This is a genomic window from Methylobacterium brachiatum (assembly GCF_020523825.1).
GTDB lineage: Bacteria > Pseudomonadota > Alphaproteobacteria > Rhizobiales > Beijerinckiaceae > Methylobacterium > Methylobacterium brachiatum.
Window position 1 is genome coordinate 465667 of sequence record NZ_JAJALK010000002.1, and the last position, 16322, is coordinate 481988.

18 protein-coding genes are annotated in these 16322 nt (G+C 71.5%); 8 read left to right on the plus strand and 10 right to left on the minus strand.

The genetic code is table 11. The annotated features are described in order from the left end of the window. Positions 1-202: 202 nt before the first annotated feature. From LGR69_RS05870 to LGR69_RS05895, 6 genes are all read right to left on the minus strand, one after another. Positions 203-3433 (minus strand): efflux RND transporter permease subunit, encoded by a 3231-nt coding sequence (locus LGR69_RS05870; RefSeq protein ID WP_230365449.1) that lies wholly within the window; start codon positions 3431-3433, stop codon positions 203-205. 10 nt (positions 3434-3443) lie between these two features. Continuing rightward, positions 3444-4712 carry an efflux RND transporter periplasmic adaptor subunit gene (locus LGR69_RS05875; protein ID WP_230365450.1) on the minus strand — a complete coding sequence of 423 codons (1269 nt, stop codon included), beginning with the start codon at positions 4710-4712 and terminating at the stop codon, positions 3444-3446. A 138-nt stretch (positions 4713-4850) separates the two neighbouring features. Further along, on the minus strand, positions 4851-5210 hold the full coding sequence (locus LGR69_RS05880) for a hypothetical protein (RefSeq protein ID WP_230365451.1): 360 nt from the start codon (positions 5208-5210) through the stop codon (positions 4851-4853). Between the two features lie 314 nt (positions 5211-5524). Next, positions 5525-5704 carry a hypothetical protein gene (locus LGR69_RS05885; protein ID WP_230365452.1) on the minus strand — a complete coding sequence of 60 codons (180 nt, stop codon included), beginning with the start codon at positions 5702-5704 and terminating at the stop codon, positions 5525-5527. Between the two features lie 84 nt (positions 5705-5788). Further along, positions 5789-6877 (minus strand): catalase family protein, encoded by a 1089-nt coding sequence (locus LGR69_RS05890; protein ID WP_230365453.1) that lies wholly within the window; start codon positions 6875-6877, stop codon positions 5789-5791. Positions 6878-7039: 162 nt separating this feature from the next. Beyond that, complete coding sequence (locus tag LGR69_RS05895) at positions 7040-7867, minus strand: outer membrane protein (protein WP_050735579.1); 828 nt, start codon at positions 7865-7867, stop codon at positions 7040-7042. A gap of 179 nt (positions 7868-8046) precedes the next feature. On the opposite strand from LGR69_RS05895, the gene LGR69_RS05900 reads away from it, so the two are divergent. The 3 genes from LGR69_RS05900 (at position 8047) to LGR69_RS05910 (ending at position 9083) form a co-directional block, all read left to right on the plus strand. Beyond that, positions 8047-8289, plus strand: a complete 243-nt coding sequence (locus LGR69_RS05900) for a hypothetical protein (RefSeq protein WP_007566988.1) — start codon at positions 8047-8049, stop codon at positions 8287-8289. A gap of 61 nt (positions 8290-8350) precedes the next feature. After that, positions 8351-8710 carry an energy transducer TonB gene (locus LGR69_RS05905; RefSeq protein WP_230365454.1) on the plus strand — a complete coding sequence of 120 codons (360 nt, stop codon included), beginning with the start codon at positions 8351-8353 and terminating at the stop codon, positions 8708-8710. 172 nt (positions 8711-8882) lie between these two features. Continuing rightward, positions 8883-9083 (plus strand): hypothetical protein, encoded by a 201-nt coding sequence (locus LGR69_RS05910; protein ID WP_007566985.1) that lies wholly within the window; start codon positions 8883-8885, stop codon positions 9081-9083. A gap of 69 nt (positions 9084-9152) precedes the next feature. Here LGR69_RS05910 and LGR69_RS05915 read toward each other — a convergent pair whose 3' ends face one another. Both LGR69_RS05915 and LGR69_RS05920 read right to left on the minus strand, forming a co-directional pair. Beyond that, entirely contained in the window at positions 9153-9359 is a 207-nt protein-coding gene (locus tag LGR69_RS05915) for a hypothetical protein (RefSeq protein WP_091865202.1), read from the minus strand. A gap of 93 nt (positions 9360-9452) precedes the next feature. After that, complete coding sequence (locus tag LGR69_RS05920; RefSeq protein ID WP_007566981.1) at positions 9453-9935, minus strand: DUF2721 domain-containing protein; 483 nt, start codon at positions 9933-9935, stop codon at positions 9453-9455. A 512-nt stretch (positions 9936-10447) separates the two neighbouring features. Between LGR69_RS05920 and LGR69_RS05925 the strand changes: the two genes are divergently transcribed. After that, the gene (locus tag LGR69_RS05925) at positions 10448-11284 is read left to right on the plus strand and encodes an outer membrane protein (protein WP_091864142.1); all 837 of its coding nucleotides are present in this window, start codon (positions 10448-10450) and stop codon (positions 11282-11284) included. Between the two features lie 205 nt (positions 11285-11489). On the opposite strand, the gene LGR69_RS05930 is transcribed toward LGR69_RS05925, so the two are convergent. Continuing rightward, positions 11490-12131: an HD domain-containing protein gene (locus tag LGR69_RS05930; protein ID WP_230365455.1), complete on the minus strand. Its 642-nt coding sequence runs from the start codon at positions 12129-12131 to the stop codon at positions 11490-11492. Positions 12132-12245: 114 nt separating this feature from the next. On the opposite strand from LGR69_RS05930, the gene LGR69_RS05935 reads away from it, so the two are divergent. Continuing rightward, positions 12246-13208, plus strand: a complete 963-nt coding sequence (locus LGR69_RS05935) for a GlxA family transcriptional regulator (RefSeq protein WP_230365456.1) — start codon at positions 12246-12248, stop codon at positions 13206-13208. Positions 13209-13560: 352 nt separating this feature from the next. Here the strand turns inward: LGR69_RS05935 and LGR69_RS05940 are convergent, their stop codons facing one another. After that, a complete protein-coding gene (locus tag LGR69_RS05940) occupies positions 13561-13881 on the minus strand; it encodes a hypothetical protein (protein WP_007569243.1) in 321 nt (106 codons plus the stop codon). A gap of 307 nt (positions 13882-14188) precedes the next feature. Between LGR69_RS05940 and LGR69_RS05945 the strand changes: the two genes are divergently transcribed. The 3 genes from LGR69_RS05945 to rclC all read left to right on the plus strand — a co-directional run bounded on the left by LGR69_RS05945 (position 14189) and on the right by rclC (position 16255). Continuing rightward, positions 14189-15136 carry a cupin domain-containing protein gene (locus tag LGR69_RS05945; RefSeq protein ID WP_230365457.1) on the plus strand — a complete coding sequence of 316 codons (948 nt, stop codon included), beginning with the start codon at positions 14189-14191 and terminating at the stop codon, positions 15134-15136. Positions 15137-15223: 87 nt separating this feature from the next. Beyond that, positions 15224-15571 carry a carboxymuconolactone decarboxylase family protein gene (locus LGR69_RS05950; RefSeq protein WP_091864147.1) on the plus strand — a complete coding sequence of 116 codons (348 nt, stop codon included), beginning with the start codon at positions 15224-15226 and terminating at the stop codon, positions 15569-15571. 36 nt (positions 15572-15607) lie between these two features. After that, the gene (gene rclC, locus LGR69_RS05955; RefSeq protein WP_230365458.1) at positions 15608-16255 is read left to right on the plus strand and encodes a reactive chlorine resistance membrane protein RclC; all 648 of its coding nucleotides are present in this window, start codon (positions 15608-15610) and stop codon (positions 16253-16255) included. Positions 16256-16322 lie beyond the last annotated feature (67 nt).

Here is a 16322-nt window from a genome sequence, read left to right on the forward strand (position 1 = left end):
CAGGACGCGTCGATAAGATTATTCCGTCGAATATATTTATTTCCTTAGTGAGCACTCAAGCATCCGGCACAGCCTTTTGCGGCCGCGAAGCGGGGCGGGACGGCGGAGCGCGTCTTCAGCCGCCGCTCCCCCTCCGGTCGGGGACCGGATCCCCGCGGCGGCGCGGATCTTCCGGGATCCGATCGACCGAGGCCGCCGCGGTTCAGGCCGCCCGCCGGGGCCGATCCTGTGCCGGCGCCGCGGCGGGACCGGCTTTCCCGAACCGCGCGTAGAGCGCCGGCAGCACCACCAGGGTCAGCAGGGTCGCGCTGATCAGGCCGCCGATCACCACGGTGGCGAGCGGCCGCTGCACCTCCGCGCCGGTGCCGGTGGCCAGCGCCATCGGGACGAAGCCGAGCGAAGCGACCAGCGCCGTCATGGCCACGGGCCGCAGCCGGGTCAGGGCCCCCTCCAGGATCGCCGCCCGCAGCGGCCGGCCCTCGGCGACCAGCTGCTTGATGAAGCTCAGCATCACGAGGCCGTTCAGCACCGCCACCCCCGAGAGCGCGATGAACCCGACCGCGGCCGGCACCGACAGCGGCATCCCCCGCAGCCACAGGGCCGCGATGCCGCCGGTGAGCGCCAGCGGCACGGCGGAGAACACCAGGAGCGCGTCGCGGACGCTGCCCAGCGCCGAGGTCAGCAGCAGCAGGATCAGGACGAAGCAGGCCGGCACCACCAGGGTCAGGCGCCGCCGGGCCGAGGCGAGGTTCTCGAACTGGCCGCCCCAGGTCACGTAGGAGCCCGCCGGAAGCGCGACCTGCCCGGCGACCTTGGCTTGCGCCTCCGTCACCAGCGAGCCGATATCCCGGCCGCGGACATTGGCGGTGACGACGACGCGCCGCTGGCCGTTCTCCCGCGAGATCTGGTTGGGCCCCTCGGTCACCGAGAAGCGCGCGACCTGCCGCAGCAGCACGGAGGCGACCTTGCCGTTGGCCCCCGGGGGCAGGGGGACCGGCAGGTTCTCCAGGGCCTCGCGGTCCTCCCGGACGGCGTCGGTCAGGCGCACCACGATCGGGAAGCGCCGGTCGCCCTCGAACACGAAGCCCGCCTCCCGGCCGCCGATCGCCGCGCCGATCACCTCCTGGATCGCCCCGGTGCTGAGACCCAGCCGCGCCGCCTCGGTCCGGTCGATCCCGATCTCGAAGACCGGCAGGCCGGCGATCTGCTCGACCTTCACGTCGTCCGCCCCGTCGATGCCGCGCAGGATCGCGGCGATCTGGTTGGCGGTCTTGAGCATCGGCTCGAAGGCGTCGCCGAACACCTTGACGGCGAGGTCGCCCCTTGTCCCGGCGAGCAGCTCGTTGAAGCGCAGCTGGATCGGCTGGGAGAACTCGTAGACGTTGCCGGCGAGCGCGCCCACGGCGGCCTCGATCTGCGCCTGGAGCGCCGCCTTGGTGAACGCGGGATCGGGCCATTCCGCCTGGGGCTTCAGGATCACGAAGGTGTCCGACGCGCTGGGCGGCATCGGGTCGGAGGCGATCTCGGCGGTGCCGGTCTTCGAGAAGACGGTGGCCACCTGCGGGAAGGCCGCGACCGCCTGCTCGACCTTCAGCTGCATGGCCTGCGACTGGGTCAGGGCGGTCGAGGGGATCCGGCTGGCGTTGAGCGCGATGCTCTTCTCGTCGAGCAGCGGGATGAACTCGGTCCCGAGCCGGGTGGACAGGAGCGCCGCCCCGGCGAGCAGCAGCAGCGCCGCCCCCAGGACCGGCGCCGGCGCCCGGACCGCCCCGGCGAGCAGCGGCCGGTAGGCGGCCTTGAGGCCCCGGATCAGCCGGTTGTCGGCCTCGGTGACCCGCCCGGTGATCACGATGGCGATCAGGGCCGGCACGAAGGTCAGCGACAGCAGGAACGCGCAGGCCAGCGCGAGGATCACGGTCAGCGCCATCGGCTCGAACATCTTGCCCTCGACCCCCGTGAAGGTGAGGAGCGGCGCGTAGACCAGGATGATGATCGCCTGCCCGTAGAGGGACGGGCGGATCATCTCCTCGGCCGAGGCCCGGACCGTCTCCAGGCGCTCCGCCAGGTCGAGCCGGCGGCCGATGGCGTGCTGGCGCTCGGCGAGGTGGCGGAGCGCATTCTCGGTGATGATCACCGCCCCGTCGACGATCAGCCCGAAATCCAGGGCGCCGAGGCTCATCAGGTTGGCCGAGATTCTGGCCTCGACCATGCCGGTGACGGTCATCAGCATGGCGACCGGGATCACCAGGGCCGCGACCAGGGCGGCCCGGACGTTGCCGAGCAGCAGGACCAGCACCGCGATCACCAGGGCCGCGCCCTCGGCGAGGTTCTGGCCGACCGTGCGGATCGTGGCCTCGACCAGCACCGTCCGGTCGAGCACCGTCTGCACCACGATCCCGGGGGGCAGGGTGCGGCGGAGCTGGACCATGCGCGCGTCGACCGCGGCCGCCACCGTGCGGCTGTTCTCGCCGATCCGCATCAGGGCGGTGCCGATCACGGCCTCCCGACCGTCCGCGCTGCCCGAGCCGGTGCGCAATTCGCGCCCGAAGCGCAGGGCCGCGACGTCCCGGACCCGCACCGGCACGCCGCCGCGGGTGGCGACCACCACGTCGGCGATCGCCTCCATGCTCTCCAGGCGACCGGCGGCGCGGACCACGTAGCCCTCGCCATTGTCCTCCAGGTAGCGGGCGCCCTGGTTGGCGTTGTTGGCCTGGAGCGCCCGGACCACGTCCCCGAAGGACAGGTCGAGGGCGGTCAGCTTCGTCGGGTCCGGCTGGACGTGGTACTGCTTCTCGTAGCCGCCGATGCCGTCGACCCCGGCCACCCCCGGCACGGTCCGGATCTGGGGCCGGATGATCCAGTCCTGGACGGTGCGCAGATAGGCGTTCCGTTCCAGCTCCGTGGCGAGGCTCTGGCCCTCCGGGGTGCGGAAGCTGCCGTCCGGCTGCCAGCCCGGGCTGCCGACGGGCACGACATTCCGCTCATCCGGCTCCGCGTAGCGGACCGACCACATGGTGATCTCGCCCAAGCCGGTCGAGATCGGGCCCATATGCGGCTCGGCGCCGGGGGGCAGGTCGCCCTTCACCTGGGCCAGGCGCTCGGCGACCTGCTGGCGGGCGAAGTAGATGTCGAGCCGCTCGTCGAAGATTGCGGTGACCTGCGAGAAGCCGTTGCGCGAGAGCGAGCGGGTGTGATCGAGCCCCTTGATGCCGGCCAGCGCGGTCTCGACCGGGTAGGTCACCTGGCGCTCGATATCGACCGGCGACAGCGACGGCGCGAGCGTGTTGATCTGCACCTGGTTGTTGGTGATGTCCGGCACCGCGTCGATCGGCAGCCGGGTCAGCGCCGTGGCGCCGAAGCCCGAAGCCAGCAGCACGAGGAGCAGGACCAGCCAGCGCTGGCGGATCGAAACGTCGAGGATGCGGCTGAGCATGTCCGGCGCCTCAATCGTCGTGGCCGGCTTCGGCCTTGCCGAGCTCGGCCTTCAGCAGGAAGGTATTGCCGACCGCGATCGCCTCGCCGGGGGCGAGCCCGGCTTTGACCGCGTAGGCTTCATCGTCGGAGCGCCCCAGCTCGACCGGGCGCATCGCGAAGCCTTCCGGGGTCCGGACGAACACAACCCGCGCGCCCGCGACGGTCTGGAGCGCGGCCTTGGGCACCCGGACCGGCACGTCGTCCCGGGCGATCTCCAGCTCGGCGGTGACGAAGGTGCCGGGCCGCCAGGCGAGGTCGGCATTGGGCAGGGCGACCACGACCCGGGCCGAGCGGGTCTCCGGGTTGAGGAACGGGCTCACGAAGATCACCCGCCCCTCCGCGCGGCGGTTGTCGCCCTCCCGGCTCGGGGTGACGGTGACCCGCGCGCCCTCCTGGACCTGGGCGAGGTCGAGGGTCGGCACCGACAGCTCGATCCAGACCGTGGTGAGGTCGGCCAGCAGGTAGAGGTCGGCCGGGTCGCCCTCCTTGCCCACCGCCGAGCCGACATCGACCCGGCGCTCGACCACGCGGCCGGCGAGCGGCGCGCGCAGCTCGTAGCGGCGCAGGGTCGAGAGGGTCGGGGTCGCCTCGTCGCGCCTCTGCGCGGCCGCGACCTCGGCGGCGTCGAGCCCGAGCGCCGACAGCTTCTGGCGGGCGAGGTCGGCCCGCAGCCGGGTCTCGAGATACGCCGCGCGGGCGCTCTGGAAGGCGGATTCCGAGGCCGAGCGCGAGGCCAGCAGCTTCTGCTGGCGCTCGAAGTTGATGGTCTGGAGTTCGACCTGGACCAGGGCGGTCAGGTACTCGCTCTTGGCGTCGGCGACCTCCCGGCTGTCGAGCACGGCGACGACCTCGTCCTTCCGGACGGAATCGCCCAGGCGCTTGCGCATCTCCACCACGGTCCCGACCACCCGGGCGGGGACGCGGGCGATCCGGTCGGTGTCGGGGGTGATGGTGCCGGGGACGAGGAGGTGGCGCGCCAGGATCCCGCCGGTGACGGGCGCCACCGCGATGTCCTGCGCCGCGACCTGCTCGGGGCTCATCCGGATCACCCCCGCTTCGGCCTGCTCCGCGTGATCGTGGTCATGGTCGTGCCCGGCCTTCTCGGGCGCGGGGCCGGCGGCGGGCCCGGCCAGGCCGAGCGCCGCGAGGCCGTCCCGGACGAGCCCGGACGCGGCGGGAACGGCAGCGCCGATGACGATGCCGACGGCCAGGACGGCCGCGGAGACGAGGATGCGCATGGTGAGCCTGCTCGGCCGGGACCGCGGAGCAGCCGTGCGGCAGCTCCGGGGATTCCCGTTCAGGGGACGCGTGAGGGCGAGCCGGGCGCCGCATGGGCGGCCCGGCGAGGACGCGGGCCGACGCGCGGCCGCGTCGGCTCAGGCGCGGGGAGGCCGGGGCAGGCGGTCGGGGGCGATGGAGGGGAGGGGGCGGGCGACCCGGATCGCGACCGGCCGGCCGGGGATCGCCGCCGGGCCCGAGAACCCGGTCTCCAGGGGCGCGGCCTGGTGGCAGCCGCAATGGAGATGCGCGCCCATGCCGGGATCGACGGCGCCACCGGCCTCCGCGACGGACGGCCCGACGCTCCGCTCATGATGGCCGCCGGCATGGAACGCCAGATCCGCCGCCAGGCCGACGCCCGGCCCGGCCAGGCACAGGGCCAGGACGAGCGCGAGCCTGCGGGCGGCGATCGCCCACCAGCCGCGCGTCGAGCGCCCCTGCCGAACCCGAGATTCCATGGCGGCCGTTATGGGCGATCCGGCCTCGGACGCACAAGACCCGTCGCGAGCGGGCAGGGGGCCGACGGCCCGCGCGGGATCGTCCGCGGCGCGCGGTGACGGAGCCGGACGGGCCCCCGGGGAGGGCGGATGCCTGCCGTCGGCGCAGCCGGGCCCCCCACCCTTGAACCCGCCATTTCGACCGGGCACGGCACAAAAAAACCCCGCGTCCTAGGTGGGACGCGGGGCTGAAAGGCTGCACGGTCGTCGGAGCGCGGGGCTCCTGGATCGACCGGTCTCTCGGCCGTTATGGTTAAGGCCGGGTTACCGAGGGCTTACTTGCCGCTGGGGGCCGCGCCGCTGCCGGTGGCGCCGTTGCCGGTGCTGTTGCTGCCGGCGGGCGAACCGGAGGTCGAGGTGTTGCCGTTCGGCGTGCTCTGGGCGGCCGCCATCCCGGCGCTGCCGGCGACGAGGGCGAGGGCGAGAAGCGTGGTCTGAAGGGTACGGTTGGTCATGATACGCTCGACTTCCCAAGGGCCGGCCCCAGCCGGCATGCCCCCGATAACAGCCCTGGCACCGTGGCTGTTCCCGGCCGCGGGTTACACCGACAGGGCGGCGGCGCTGGCGGGCTCGTGCAGCGGGCAGCCGTTGTGCTCGGCCCGGAACCCTGCCGATTTCGGGTAGACCGCCCGGCGCGCCCGCATGATCGAGCCGAGCGGCCGGTGCGCCGCCAGGCCGTGCCACGGGCTGAAGGCGAGGCCGTCGTCCAGCGCCGCGGCCTTGGCCTCGCTCCAGGCCGCCTGGCGCGGCACGGTGATCCGCGCCACGACCCGGTAGGGGCTCTCGGTCTCGGGCCACGGCACCGAGGCATCCTCCACCGGCATCGTCGCCGGATCGGTCATGAGCTGCGCCCGCAGCTCCCAGACCCCGTCATGGGCGGCGAAATAGGCCGCCACCGCCTCGCGCAGGCCGTTCGGCTTGCCGTTGACGTTGAGCGGCGCGTGGGTGAGCGCGGTCAGCTCCGGGGAGACCGGCGCCACCGAGACCTTGGCGACGTAATCGCCCCAGCGCACGGGCACCTGGCTGTAGAAGGTCTCGCCGAGGATATGGGTCTCCGGATGGCCGCCCAGGGCGATCACCGCCGGGCTCTGGGTGCCCAGCCCCTCCAGCACCGTCTCGACGCCGCGCAGCAGGGCCGAGAGCCCCTTCTTGAACACCTGCGGGGTGTCGGTGGTGGCGGCCAGGAGCTTGAGGGTCTTCAGGAAGGCGGCGCCGTCCTTGGCCGTGAAGGCCGGGGCGTTGGCCATCACGAAATCCTGCGTCGCGCCCTCCGACCCGGGCAGGCGCTCGCCGGCCACGCCCAGGATCTTGAGGGCGAGGCCCCGGGGGGTCGAGACGCTGTCGTCGAGGATGTCGCCGGGATTGGTCGAGAGCCGCAGCACCACGTCGTGCGTCCCCGGCGTCGCGAAAGCGCCCTGGGCGAGCTCGGGCGGCAGGTCCGGCAGCACTTCGAGCCGGCCCAGGAGCAGGCCATGGGCCTTGGCGTGCACGCCGCGCACCGCGTGGCCGTAATCCTTCAGCGTCGTCGTCTGGATCTTGGCGAATTGCGCGATCATGCCGGCGTGGATCGCGTCCTCGTCGGGCTGCGGCGTCTCCAGGTCGGGGGTGTAGCGGGTGAACGGGGCCATGGGTCGGGTCGCTCCGGGCGGCGATTGCGCGTTGGAGCCTCAACCGATGTGTTTCCGTGCCGTTCCGACCCATTCCAATGACAAACGCCCCGGGCGCGGGGGCACCCGAGGCGTTTACCTACGTCAGCAAGGCCCGGCCAATCCGGCCGGGCGGTGCTGGTCTTAGTACGAGCCGAACTTGTAGTTCAGGCCGGCGCGGACCACGGCGAACTCGTCGTCGCGGCGACCGATGTTGTTGTAGACCACCGGGAAGTTGTTGGCGGCGTTGATCACAAACGCACCCTGGTTGCGGGTGTTGCGGTCGAGGTTGACGTACAGGCCTTCGACCTTGAGCGTCACGGCCGAGGACCGGAAGAAGTTCAGGAACGAGTCGACCGGGAGGGCGTATTCCATGCCGCCGCCGACGGTCCAGCCGGTGCGGAAGCTGTCGTTGCCGGCGAAGCCGCCGAACGAGCGGTCAGCGCTGCCCGAGCCGTAGGCGAAACCGCCGGTGCCGTACACCAGGACGCGGTCGAAGGCGTAGCCGAGACGGCCGCGCACGGTGCCGAAGAAGTCGAGGCTCGACAGGCCGCGCGGATCGGTCAGGTAGACGCCGGGGGCCAGCGGGCCGACCACGAAGGCGTTGTTCCGGCTGCGGCCGAAATCGAGGTACTGGGCGTCGGCCTCGACGCCGACCACCACGCCCGAACCCGGGGTGAACTGGAAGTTGTAGCCGACCTGGCCACCGCCGGAGAAACCTTCCTGGTTCCGCTGGCTGAAATAGGCCGTGGTGCCGGCGCCGTACGGGGCCGGGACGGCGAAGCTGGAGGTGTTGTTGCTGCTGGCGTCGAACGCGTAGCCGGCGTTGATACCGAAATAGGCGCCGGTCCAGGTGAACACGGGCACCGGGGTGAAGACGGGCGGCGGGGCGGCGCGACGCGGCAGGTCGGCGGCCGAAGCGGCGGCGGTCAGGGCGGTAAAGGCGGCCAACGAGGCCAGAAGCGTCTTCATGACTGGTCTTTCCCCAGCGAATGTTCCTATCGAGCGTGAAATTACCCGGTTTTCCACACTCAAGCTGTATCGCCGCTGCCACAGGTGTGGCGGAAGCCAAAGATCGCCCGATCCGGGCTCCGGCCGCGAACCATCCCGCCGCCGGCCCGTTGGCGCTCCACGGTAGCGGAGGCCCCCCCATGACCAAGCTGTTCATCGCCCAGATCCGCGACGCGGACGGAGACAAGCCGCTCGTGACGGTGCGGGCCGAGGCCGAGGGCGAGGCGCGCCTGTTCCTGGCCGCCGCCTACCCGGAGGCGGAGATCGCCAGCGTCACCGAGCCGAGCGACTGGACCAGCGACGCGGATACCGGCGCCCGGGCCGGCGACATCCGCGAGCATCCCGGCACAACCTGGCAGACGCCCTCGAGCCTCGCGGATTGACGCGCATTCGAGCGATGATCTTCACGGGCCGTCAGCCCGCATCGTCGAGGCTGGCGCGGTGATGTCCGGCGATCCCACACCCCGGCTGCTCGCAGCCGCGGCCGCCCTAACCGGCGCCGCCTTCCTGATGCTCCGCTCGGAGCCGTCCTGGACGGGGGTTCTGGTCGGCCTGGCCTGCCTCGCCCTCTGGGCGCTGGGCACCCTGGCGGCCAAGCCCGGCCGGACGCTCGCCCTGACCAAGCCGCCGCGCCCGATGGTGCTGGAGGCGGTCGTCGTCGAGACGCCCCGGTCCAGGCCGGAACTGCTGCCGGCCCCACCGCGCCCGGACCGCCAGGCGATCGCGGTGCGCCCGACACAACTTCCGGAGGTTCCGAGCCGTCGCCTTCGGGTGACCGAGCGGCGCATGCGCGGCCGGCGGTAGGGCCCTGTCGCACCCGTCGAAGACTTGGCGCGCGGACAGGCCGATCCGTCGAGGAGACGCGCCGTGGCGGCCGTCCGCTCGCGCAGCCCGCGACGAGTCCGCGACGCGAGCTTCTGCCGCAGGGCCGATGCCGGACATGCCGCGTTGCCCGCAGCCACCCGAGGAGACAGGCATGGCCGACAAGGCTGACGTGATCACCTACACCATCAAGCAGGCCCTGGCCGCCAAGGTCGACGACCATATCGAGATCGCCGTGGAGGCCGAGGACGGCACCACGCTGAAGCTCAAGGCCACCGCCGATCAGCTCGACGCCCTGGTCGGCGACCTGGAGACCATCCTGGACGCGGACGATTCGGAAGAGGAAGCCGCCTGAGGCAGGCCTCCGGGGCCGCCGCCGGGATACGCCCGGGCCGGCGGCCCTCTCTTATAAGACGTGTCCCGCTTACCGCTTCGCCTCGAGCGCCTGCATATCGAGCAGCGGAATCAGCGGTTCCAGGTCGATGATCGGGCCATCGACATCGAAGAACTCGCCCTCGCCGGGCAGGGTCAGTTCCTCCTCCTCGTCCCGCCGGCCGAACGGCAGGAGAGAGGAGAGCATCCCGAGGCACAAGGCTCCCGCGATGAGGGCAACCAGAATCGCGACACTCATGGCGGAACACTCGGGCGCAGCAGGCGAGCGGAATCAAGCCGCATCAAGATTAAGACGAAGTTCCTTAGGCATGCAACGCGAAACGTGACCGGGTCACGACCGCGCCGGGACCTTGTCCTGCTGGTGCTCGACCTCGTCGCGCACGCCGTGACCGGCCATCAGGATCTCGGTCATGAACGCCCCGATCGCCGCCACGGTGCAGATCAGGGCCGCGCCGAAGCAGGCGAACAGGATTGAGGCGGTCGCGGCATCGCGCATCGCCCCGACGAACAGGGTCAGCACCGCCAGCCCGATCAGGCAGCCGGCGAGCGAGGCGAGGACGACCGCCACATCGAGGACGAGGGAGCGCCGCCGCAGGAACGTCAGCCGGCGGGACAGGCGCACGGCCTCCGCCTCCGTCGCCCGGGCGATCTCCCCCGAGAGGGTATCGACCTTGTCGGAGATCCGGCCGAGCCGGGTGGAGAACACGTTCAGCAGGGTCGCGAGCGCCGAGAGGAGGAAGGCCGGCGCGAGCGCCACCTGGATGATGTGCGCGATGCTGTCGGGCTCGGTGGAGCTCAGGGAGAAGCCGAACATGGGCGCGCTAGGCTCGCGCGCCGGACGCGACCGCCCGGCCTTCGGCACCGTTCCCCGCGGCGGCGGATGATCTGGGATCCAGCATGCCGGGAGCGTCACCACAGGATGCCGGCCGAGCGCAACCCGATGCCCGCACCGACGGCCGGTATGCAGGGGCCGGGAGCGTTAATTAATCTTAACTGCGATCAACAGTCCCGGATGGGCTTGCGGGCCGCCGGCTACTCGGATCTAACAGAGGATGAAGCTTCCTGGTTGGTCCTGGGAATGTTCTCGAGCAAACTAAAGCCCCGTCAGCCCTGTGCGGCGGGGTTTTTTGCTGCCGGAAACGTCGAGATACAAATCTTCGGGCCGAAATCGGCCTTCTTGGGCGCGGGATGTGCTCAAGCGCACGCGCCCAACCACCGGTCCGGGGCGCCCAGGAGCGCTGTTGCAGCGCTGCACTATCGCGTGTCCTCAACCTGCCGTCTCTGTTGCCGGGCACACATCCCGCCGAACGGGAGACAGAGGACCAGATGATCAAGAAGCTTCTTCTCGCGAGCGCCGCCACGGCCCTCCTGACCGGCGCCGCCTCGGCCGCCGACCTGCCGCGTCGCGCCGCCCCGCCGCCCGTCTTCACCCCGGTGCCCGTGTTCACCTGGACCGGCGCCTATTTCGGTATCAACGCCGGCTACGCGTTCGACGCCAGCAGCCGCTCGAACAACTCCACCTTCGGCGTGCCCTTCCCCTACGCCGCCCCCGGCACCACCGCCACCTTCAGCAACCGCAGCCAGGACGGCTTCTCCGGCGGCGCCCAGGTCGGCTACAACGTCCAGTTCACCCCGGGCTCGGGCGTGGTGGTCGGCATCGAGGCCGACGCCCAGTACCTCGACTTCGGCCGCGGCCGGAACAACGCCTTCGTGAGCGGCGCCGTGGCCCCGGGCTACTACGTCACCGACCCGCGCGGCCTGTCGAGCCTCGACTACTTCGGCACCGTGCGCGGCCGTCTCGGCTACGCCTTCGACCGCACCCTCGTGTACGGCACCGGCGGCTTCGCCTACGGCTCGGGCAGCGCTGACCGCTCGTTCGGCGGCTACGCCGGCAACGACAGCTTCCGCACCGGCTACGCCGTCGGCGGCGGCATCGAGTACGCGCTCCCCACCGACTCGTTCCTGAACTTCTTCCGCTCGTCGGCCGTGACGCTCAAGGTCGAAGGCCTGTACGTCAACCTCGACCGCAACACCCGCAACCAGGGCGCGCTGGTGGTCAACGCCGCCAACAACTTCCCGGTCGCCTACAGCAATGTCGGCCGCCGCGACGACGAGTTCGCCGTGGTCCGCGCCGGCCTGAACTACAAGTTCGGCTCGTACTAAGACCCAGGACGCTCCCGGCCTCCGGGCCGGGAGCGTTTCGGATGGACGGGGGCCTCCCCAGGCCCCACGCCCGACCGGCCGCTTCGCCTCGGCACCCCGGCCCGATCGGTCGGGACGCCCAGGTCAGCACAAAGCCCCGGATGCCCATGGCGCCTGGGGCTTTGTGCTGTCTCAAGGAGAGGAGACCTGCGTTCCCCGTGCCGCCTCACCCGCGCCAGGGCGAATGGCGGATCACGCTGCAGAAGTTTCCGGCGTGGAAATGCGGCTCCTTGTCGGCGATCACATCGGCCTTGACATTGCCGAAGGTCGTGTCCGGCTTGTGCCGGATCCCTTCGTAGAAGGCCTGGATGATATCCTCCTTGAAATGCGGGGGCCGGGGATGCGCCCGCACGACGGCCTCGCGCTCGGCGTCGCTGTACTGGGCGTAGGTCAGCCCAAGCACGTCCATCTCGACCCCGGCGGTGACCAGGGCGACCACGGGATGCATGTGCTGCGGGATGCCCGGCGTGGTGTGCAGCGCGATGGCGGCCCACACCGTGTCGATATCGGCCTGGGCGATGCCGTAGCCGCGCAGGAAGTCCCGGGCCGCGTTGGCGCCGTCGACCTCGAAGCGCTCGGTCGCGCTGCTGTGCTGCGGCGTCAGCCCCATGTCGTGGAACATCGCGCCGACATAGAGCAGCTCCGGATCGTAGGTCAGGCCGCGCTGCTTCCCGGCCAGGGCACCGAAATAATAGACCCGGCTGGAATGGTGGAAGAGCAGCGGCGATTCCGTATCCCGGACGAGCTCGGTCACCGCGCGGGCGAGCGTGCTGTCGGGAATGGCGACGCCGTCGATGGGATGAGCCATGGCTTTCACTCCTTGCTGCCCCCGGGAGGTTAGCGCCGCGCGTTACGTCCGGAGTTGACGGAACACGTCCCAGACGGCCAAATCGCGCGTCCGGCGGACGTGAGGGCGTACAGCGTGGAGCGGAGACTCGTGATCGTCGCGGGACCGGGCGTGCAGATGCTCGACGTCTCCGGCCCGCTGGACGTGTTCGCGGAGGCGAATGTCCAGGCCGGGCGTGCCGTCTACCGGACCGAGATCGTGTCCGCGCAGGCCACCACGATCGCGACCTCGTCCGGCGCGCGGCTGCTCGCGGACCGGACGATCTTCGACGCCGATCCCGGGGCCCCCGACACGGTGCTGGTTGCGGGATCGCCGGACGCGCCGCATCGGCGTCCCGCCGCCGCCCTGCTCGACTGGTTGCGGCGCACGGCCCCATCGGCCCGGCGCTTCGGCTCGGTCTGCACCGGTGCCTTCGCGCTGGCCGAAGCCGGGCTGCTGGACGGGCGCCGGATCACCACCCATTGGGCGGCGGCCGACGCCCTGGCCCGACGCTACCCCGCGATCCGGGTCGAGCCGGACGCGATCCAGGTCCGCGACGGCCCGGTCTGCACCGCCGCCGGGGTGACGGCGGGCCTCGACCTGGCGGTGACCCTGGTCGAGGAGGATCTCGGCCGGGAGCTGGCTAAGCGCGTCGCCGCGCAGCTCGTGATGTTCTTCAAGCGGCCCGGCGGCCAGATGCAGTTCAGCCGCAGCGGCGCGGCCGAACCGTCGGGCCGGGCGGTGCTCCAGGAGGTCCAGCGCTGGATCGCGGCCGCCCCCGCGGAGGACCACAGCGTGGCCCGGCTGGCCGAACGGGCCGGCCTCAGCCCCCGGCACTTCGCGCGGCTGTTCCGGAGCGAGGTCGGCATGACCCCGGCCGACTGGGTCGAGGCCGCCCGGGTCGCGGCGGCGCGACGCCGCCTGGAAGCGGAGGGCCTCTCCCCCAAGCAAGTCGCCGCCCTGACCGGCTTCGCCAACGCCGACACCCTGCGCCGAGCCTTCGTGCGCCACGTCGGCATCACCCCGGCCGAATTCCGCAGGCGGAACGGCGTGGGGTGAGGTGGCTCGGTTCTAACAATCTACCATGATGGAGGCTTACATCGGTGGCGCCGAAGTGGGTGGCCTCGCCGTCTCGTTCGAGATTGGGGCAGGCCCTCGGCCGTTCATCGAATTCGTGATCGATTGGCCAGGGGCGCCCGAACGCGTCCACCCGGCAGCCGAGCGGGCCAGCCGGTGACGGATGACCCGCTCGGCGGACGCCGCGCAGCCCAGGCAGCGGCGCGTCAGCCGATTCAGGAGGCTGCGGGGCCCCGCACGTCCCCCTCGATCTCCGGCGCCGTCTGCCGGGGCCGGAGGCCGAACGGGGGTGGGCGAGCGCTCACGGGGTCGGCCTGCCGACGGCGCAAGGCCGTTACCGGCGGTTCGTCAGGCTGAACAGGGCGAAGCCGGCCAGCGCGGCGAGGCCGAGGGCGAGGGAGCGGTTGCCGTGCAGGAAGTCGGCCGCCTGCTCGCCGGCCTGGCGCAGATCGTTGCCCAGCGGCGAGCCGGTCAGGATGCGCTCGGCCCGATCCCGGTTCTCCTCCCGGGTGTTGATCGAGACCGCGAACACGTCGCCATGCCGCTCGATGTCGATGCTGTTGCGCGCAAACCCGGCACGGGCGAGGCGGTCGCGCGCCGATCGCGCGGCCTTCAGGGAGGGGACCGTTACTGAAGCCAAGGTGCTGTCCGACATCATGTTCTCCGTGCCGCGGGGCGGACCTCGTCGGGGTCGACCGCGCTCCTAGAAGGGCTAACCCCGCTGCGGCCTTCGGGGTCCTTGGCCACACGCCCCGGCCCGCAACCTCTGCGCGATGGCAGCGCCTCACCACCTCACCCACCGGAGGAGGTTTGGCGCCGGGATCCCGCTCCGGGGCGCAATGGACGCGGCCTCGCTGCGCGGCACCGAGGATCCCCGCGGAGGCCTCGCGCGCGGTTACGCACCGGAGCCCGGCGCAGGGCCATGTCCAGACGGGCCGATCGCCGTATAGGATCGGCGCGCGATGGATACGAAAGCTGAGGATGTCCTGAGTGGGCTCGCGCCGCTGCTGCGCGTGCGCCCACACTTGGACGATGTCTGCCGCTTCGGCGGAGCCTGGGCTGCCATCCATGAGCCCGAGCCGGCCGGGCAGGCGTATTTCCACATCGTCACGCGCGGCCGCGCCACGCTCCAGCGGCCGGGATCTGAGCCGTTGCATCTGGCCGCCGGGGACATCCTGCTTCTGCCGCGCGGCGATGCGCACACGATGCGCGATGCGGGACCGAACGCTGAGCCGCCTGTGCCGGTCGGCGTCCGGCATCACGGCACGCTCCGGTTCAAGACCAGCCTCGGCACCGAACCGGATGTCGAGCTGGTCTGCGGCCGCCTGCGGTTCGAAGCGGCGCCCCAGAGCCTGATCGTGGCCGCGTTGCCGGATCTCGTCGTGCTGCGCGTCGGCGAGCAACCGCTCTCCACCCGCTTCCACCCCCTGCTGGTGGGGATCCGCGAAGAGCTGAGCGACGTGCAGGCCGGAGCGGTCGCCATCGCCGAGAACCTGGCCAGCGCGCTGTTCATGCTGATGCTGCGCGCCCACCTCGACACCGCGGCCCCGGCCGAGGGTGTGCTGCGCCTTCTCGCCCAGCGGATGACGGCCCAGGCGGTGCTCGCCATGGTCGGCGATCCACGCCGTGCCTGGACGCTGGACGAACTCGCCTCCGCGGCAGCGGCGTCCCGGGCGAGCCTCGTGCGGGCCTTCCGCAAGGCGGCCGGCGTCGCGCCGCTGGCGTTCCTGACGGACCTCCGGCTCGGGCTGGCCCATCACCGGCTGCAGACCCAGCCGATCCCGCTGGATCGCCTCGCCGACGAGGTGGGGTACCAATCCGCGGCCGCGCTGAGCCGCGCCTTCCTGCGCAAATACGGACTCCGCCCCGGGCAGGCGCGCCACGGCGCGCACGCCGCGGCGTCAGCTTGATCCCCGCGGTCATCCGCTTGCGCCGGACGGTCATCGAGGACGGGACGGCCGCCGACTACCTTCCGTGTCATCACACAGGAGGTCGTCATGCACATGATGGATTGGAACACCTACCGGCAGCAGGTCACGGCCGGCGTCGGGCATTTCGCCAAGCTCAGCCCTGAGACGATCCGGGGCTACGGCGCCCTGAGCACGGCCGGCCAGAAGACCGATCAGCTCGATGCCAAGACCCGCGAGCTGATCGCCGTGGCCGTCGCGATCACGCTGCGCTGCGACGGCTGTATCACGGTCCACACCGACGCCGCGCGCAAGCTCGGTGCGACGGAAGCCGAGATCGCCGAAGCGCTCGGCGTCGCCACCAGCGTCAACGCGGGAGCGGCCGTCGTCTACGCGACGCGCGCCCTCGATGCCTATGCGGCGTCCTCCGAAGCCTGACCCCGCATTCTCCCCCTCGAGCGAAGGAATCGTGTCATGAACACGCACATCCGGCAGGTCCTCGGTCTGGTGTCCGGACCGGGCTCGAACCGCATCGGCCTCCAGGCGATGCGGCTGGCCATCGCGGTCATCTTTCTCTGGATCGGCGCTCTGAAGTTCGTGCCCTACGAGGCCGACAGCATCACGCCGTTCGTCGCCAACAGCCCGGTGATGTCGTTCTTCTACGCCCATCCCGATCAATACGCGCAGCACCTCACCCACGAGGGGGAACTCAAGCTGGCGGAGCGGACCTGGCAGGCGGCCAATCACACCTACGCGTTCTCCCGCGGCCTCGGGACCGTCGAGCTGCTGATCGGCGTGCTCGTCCTCGTCGGGATGGTGTCGCGGCGCCTCGGGCTGGCCGGCGCGGTGCTGGCTTTCCTCACGCCGGTCGTGACCCTGTCGTTCCTGGTCACCACGCCGGAGGCCTGGGTCTCGGCTTTGGGCGACGCCCAGCACGGCTTCCCGTACCTGTCGGGTGCAGGCCGGCTCGTCCTGAAGGATGTGACGCTGATGGCCGGCGCGTGGCTCGTGCTCGCCGACAGTGTGCGGGCCGTGCTCGACCACGACGCCCGGCGGCTCCCGGCCGCGGCCGGTTTCAGCCTCGCGAGGAAGGCGGCTTCGCGGTCGCTCCGAGCCTCGTAGCAACGAAAACACCCCGGGCGCGGGAGCGCCTGGGGTGTCGCCGACCTCGCGGCCGGTGTGATCGGGC

Excerpts from the sequence above, each read along its gene's own strand:
- LGR69_RS05870 (WP_230365449.1), bottom strand. The coding sequence starts at position 3,433 with ATGCTCAGCCGCATCCTCGACGTTTCGATCCGCCAGCGCTGGCTGGTC.
- LGR69_RS05875 (WP_230365450.1), bottom strand. The coding sequence starts at position 4,712 with ATGCGCATCCTCGTCTCCGCGGCCGTCCTGGCCGTCGGCATCGTCATC.
- LGR69_RS05880 (WP_230365451.1), bottom strand. The coding sequence starts at position 5,210 with ATGGAATCTCGGGTTCGGCAGGGGCGCTCGACGCGCGGCTGGTGGGCG.
- LGR69_RS05885 (WP_230365452.1), bottom strand. The coding sequence starts at position 5,704 with ATGACCAACCGTACCCTTCAGACCACGCTTCTCGCCCTCGCCCTCGTC.
- LGR69_RS05890 (WP_230365453.1), bottom strand. The coding sequence starts at position 6,877 with ATGGCCCCGTTCACCCGCTACACCCCCGACCTGGAGACGCCGCAGCCC.
- LGR69_RS05895 (WP_050735579.1), bottom strand. The coding sequence starts at position 7,867 with ATGAAGACGCTTCTGGCCTCGTTGGCCGCCTTTACCGCCCTGACCGCC.
- LGR69_RS05900 (WP_007566988.1), top strand. The coding sequence starts at position 8,047 with ATGACCAAGCTGTTCATCGCCCAGATCCGCGACGCGGACGGAGACAAG.
- LGR69_RS05905 (WP_230365454.1), top strand. The coding sequence starts at position 8,351 with ATGTCCGGCGATCCCACACCCCGGCTGCTCGCAGCCGCGGCCGCCCTA.
- LGR69_RS05910 (WP_007566985.1), top strand. The coding sequence starts at position 8,883 with ATGGCCGACAAGGCTGACGTGATCACCTACACCATCAAGCAGGCCCTG.
- LGR69_RS05915 (WP_091865202.1), bottom strand. The coding sequence starts at position 9,359 with ATGAGTGTCGCGATTCTGGTTGCCCTCATCGCGGGAGCCTTGTGCCTC.
- LGR69_RS05920 (WP_007566981.1), bottom strand. The coding sequence starts at position 9,935 with ATGTTCGGCTTCTCCCTGAGCTCCACCGAGCCCGACAGCATCGCGCAC.
- LGR69_RS05925 (WP_091864142.1), top strand. The coding sequence starts at position 10,448 with ATGATCAAGAAGCTTCTTCTCGCGAGCGCCGCCACGGCCCTCCTGACC.
- LGR69_RS05930 (WP_230365455.1), bottom strand. The coding sequence starts at position 12,131 with ATGGCTCATCCCATCGACGGCGTCGCCATTCCCGACAGCACGCTCGCC.
- LGR69_RS05940 (WP_007569243.1), bottom strand. The coding sequence starts at position 13,881 with ATGTCGGACAGCACCTTGGCTTCAGTAACGGTCCCCTCCCTGAAGGCC.
- LGR69_RS05945 (WP_230365457.1), top strand. The coding sequence starts at position 14,189 with ATGGATACGAAAGCTGAGGATGTCCTGAGTGGGCTCGCGCCGCTGCTG.
- LGR69_RS05950 (WP_091864147.1), top strand. The coding sequence starts at position 15,224 with ATGCACATGATGGATTGGAACACCTACCGGCAGCAGGTCACGGCCGGC.
- rclC (WP_230365458.1), top strand. The coding sequence starts at position 15,608 with ATGAACACGCACATCCGGCAGGTCCTCGGTCTGGTGTCCGGACCGGGC.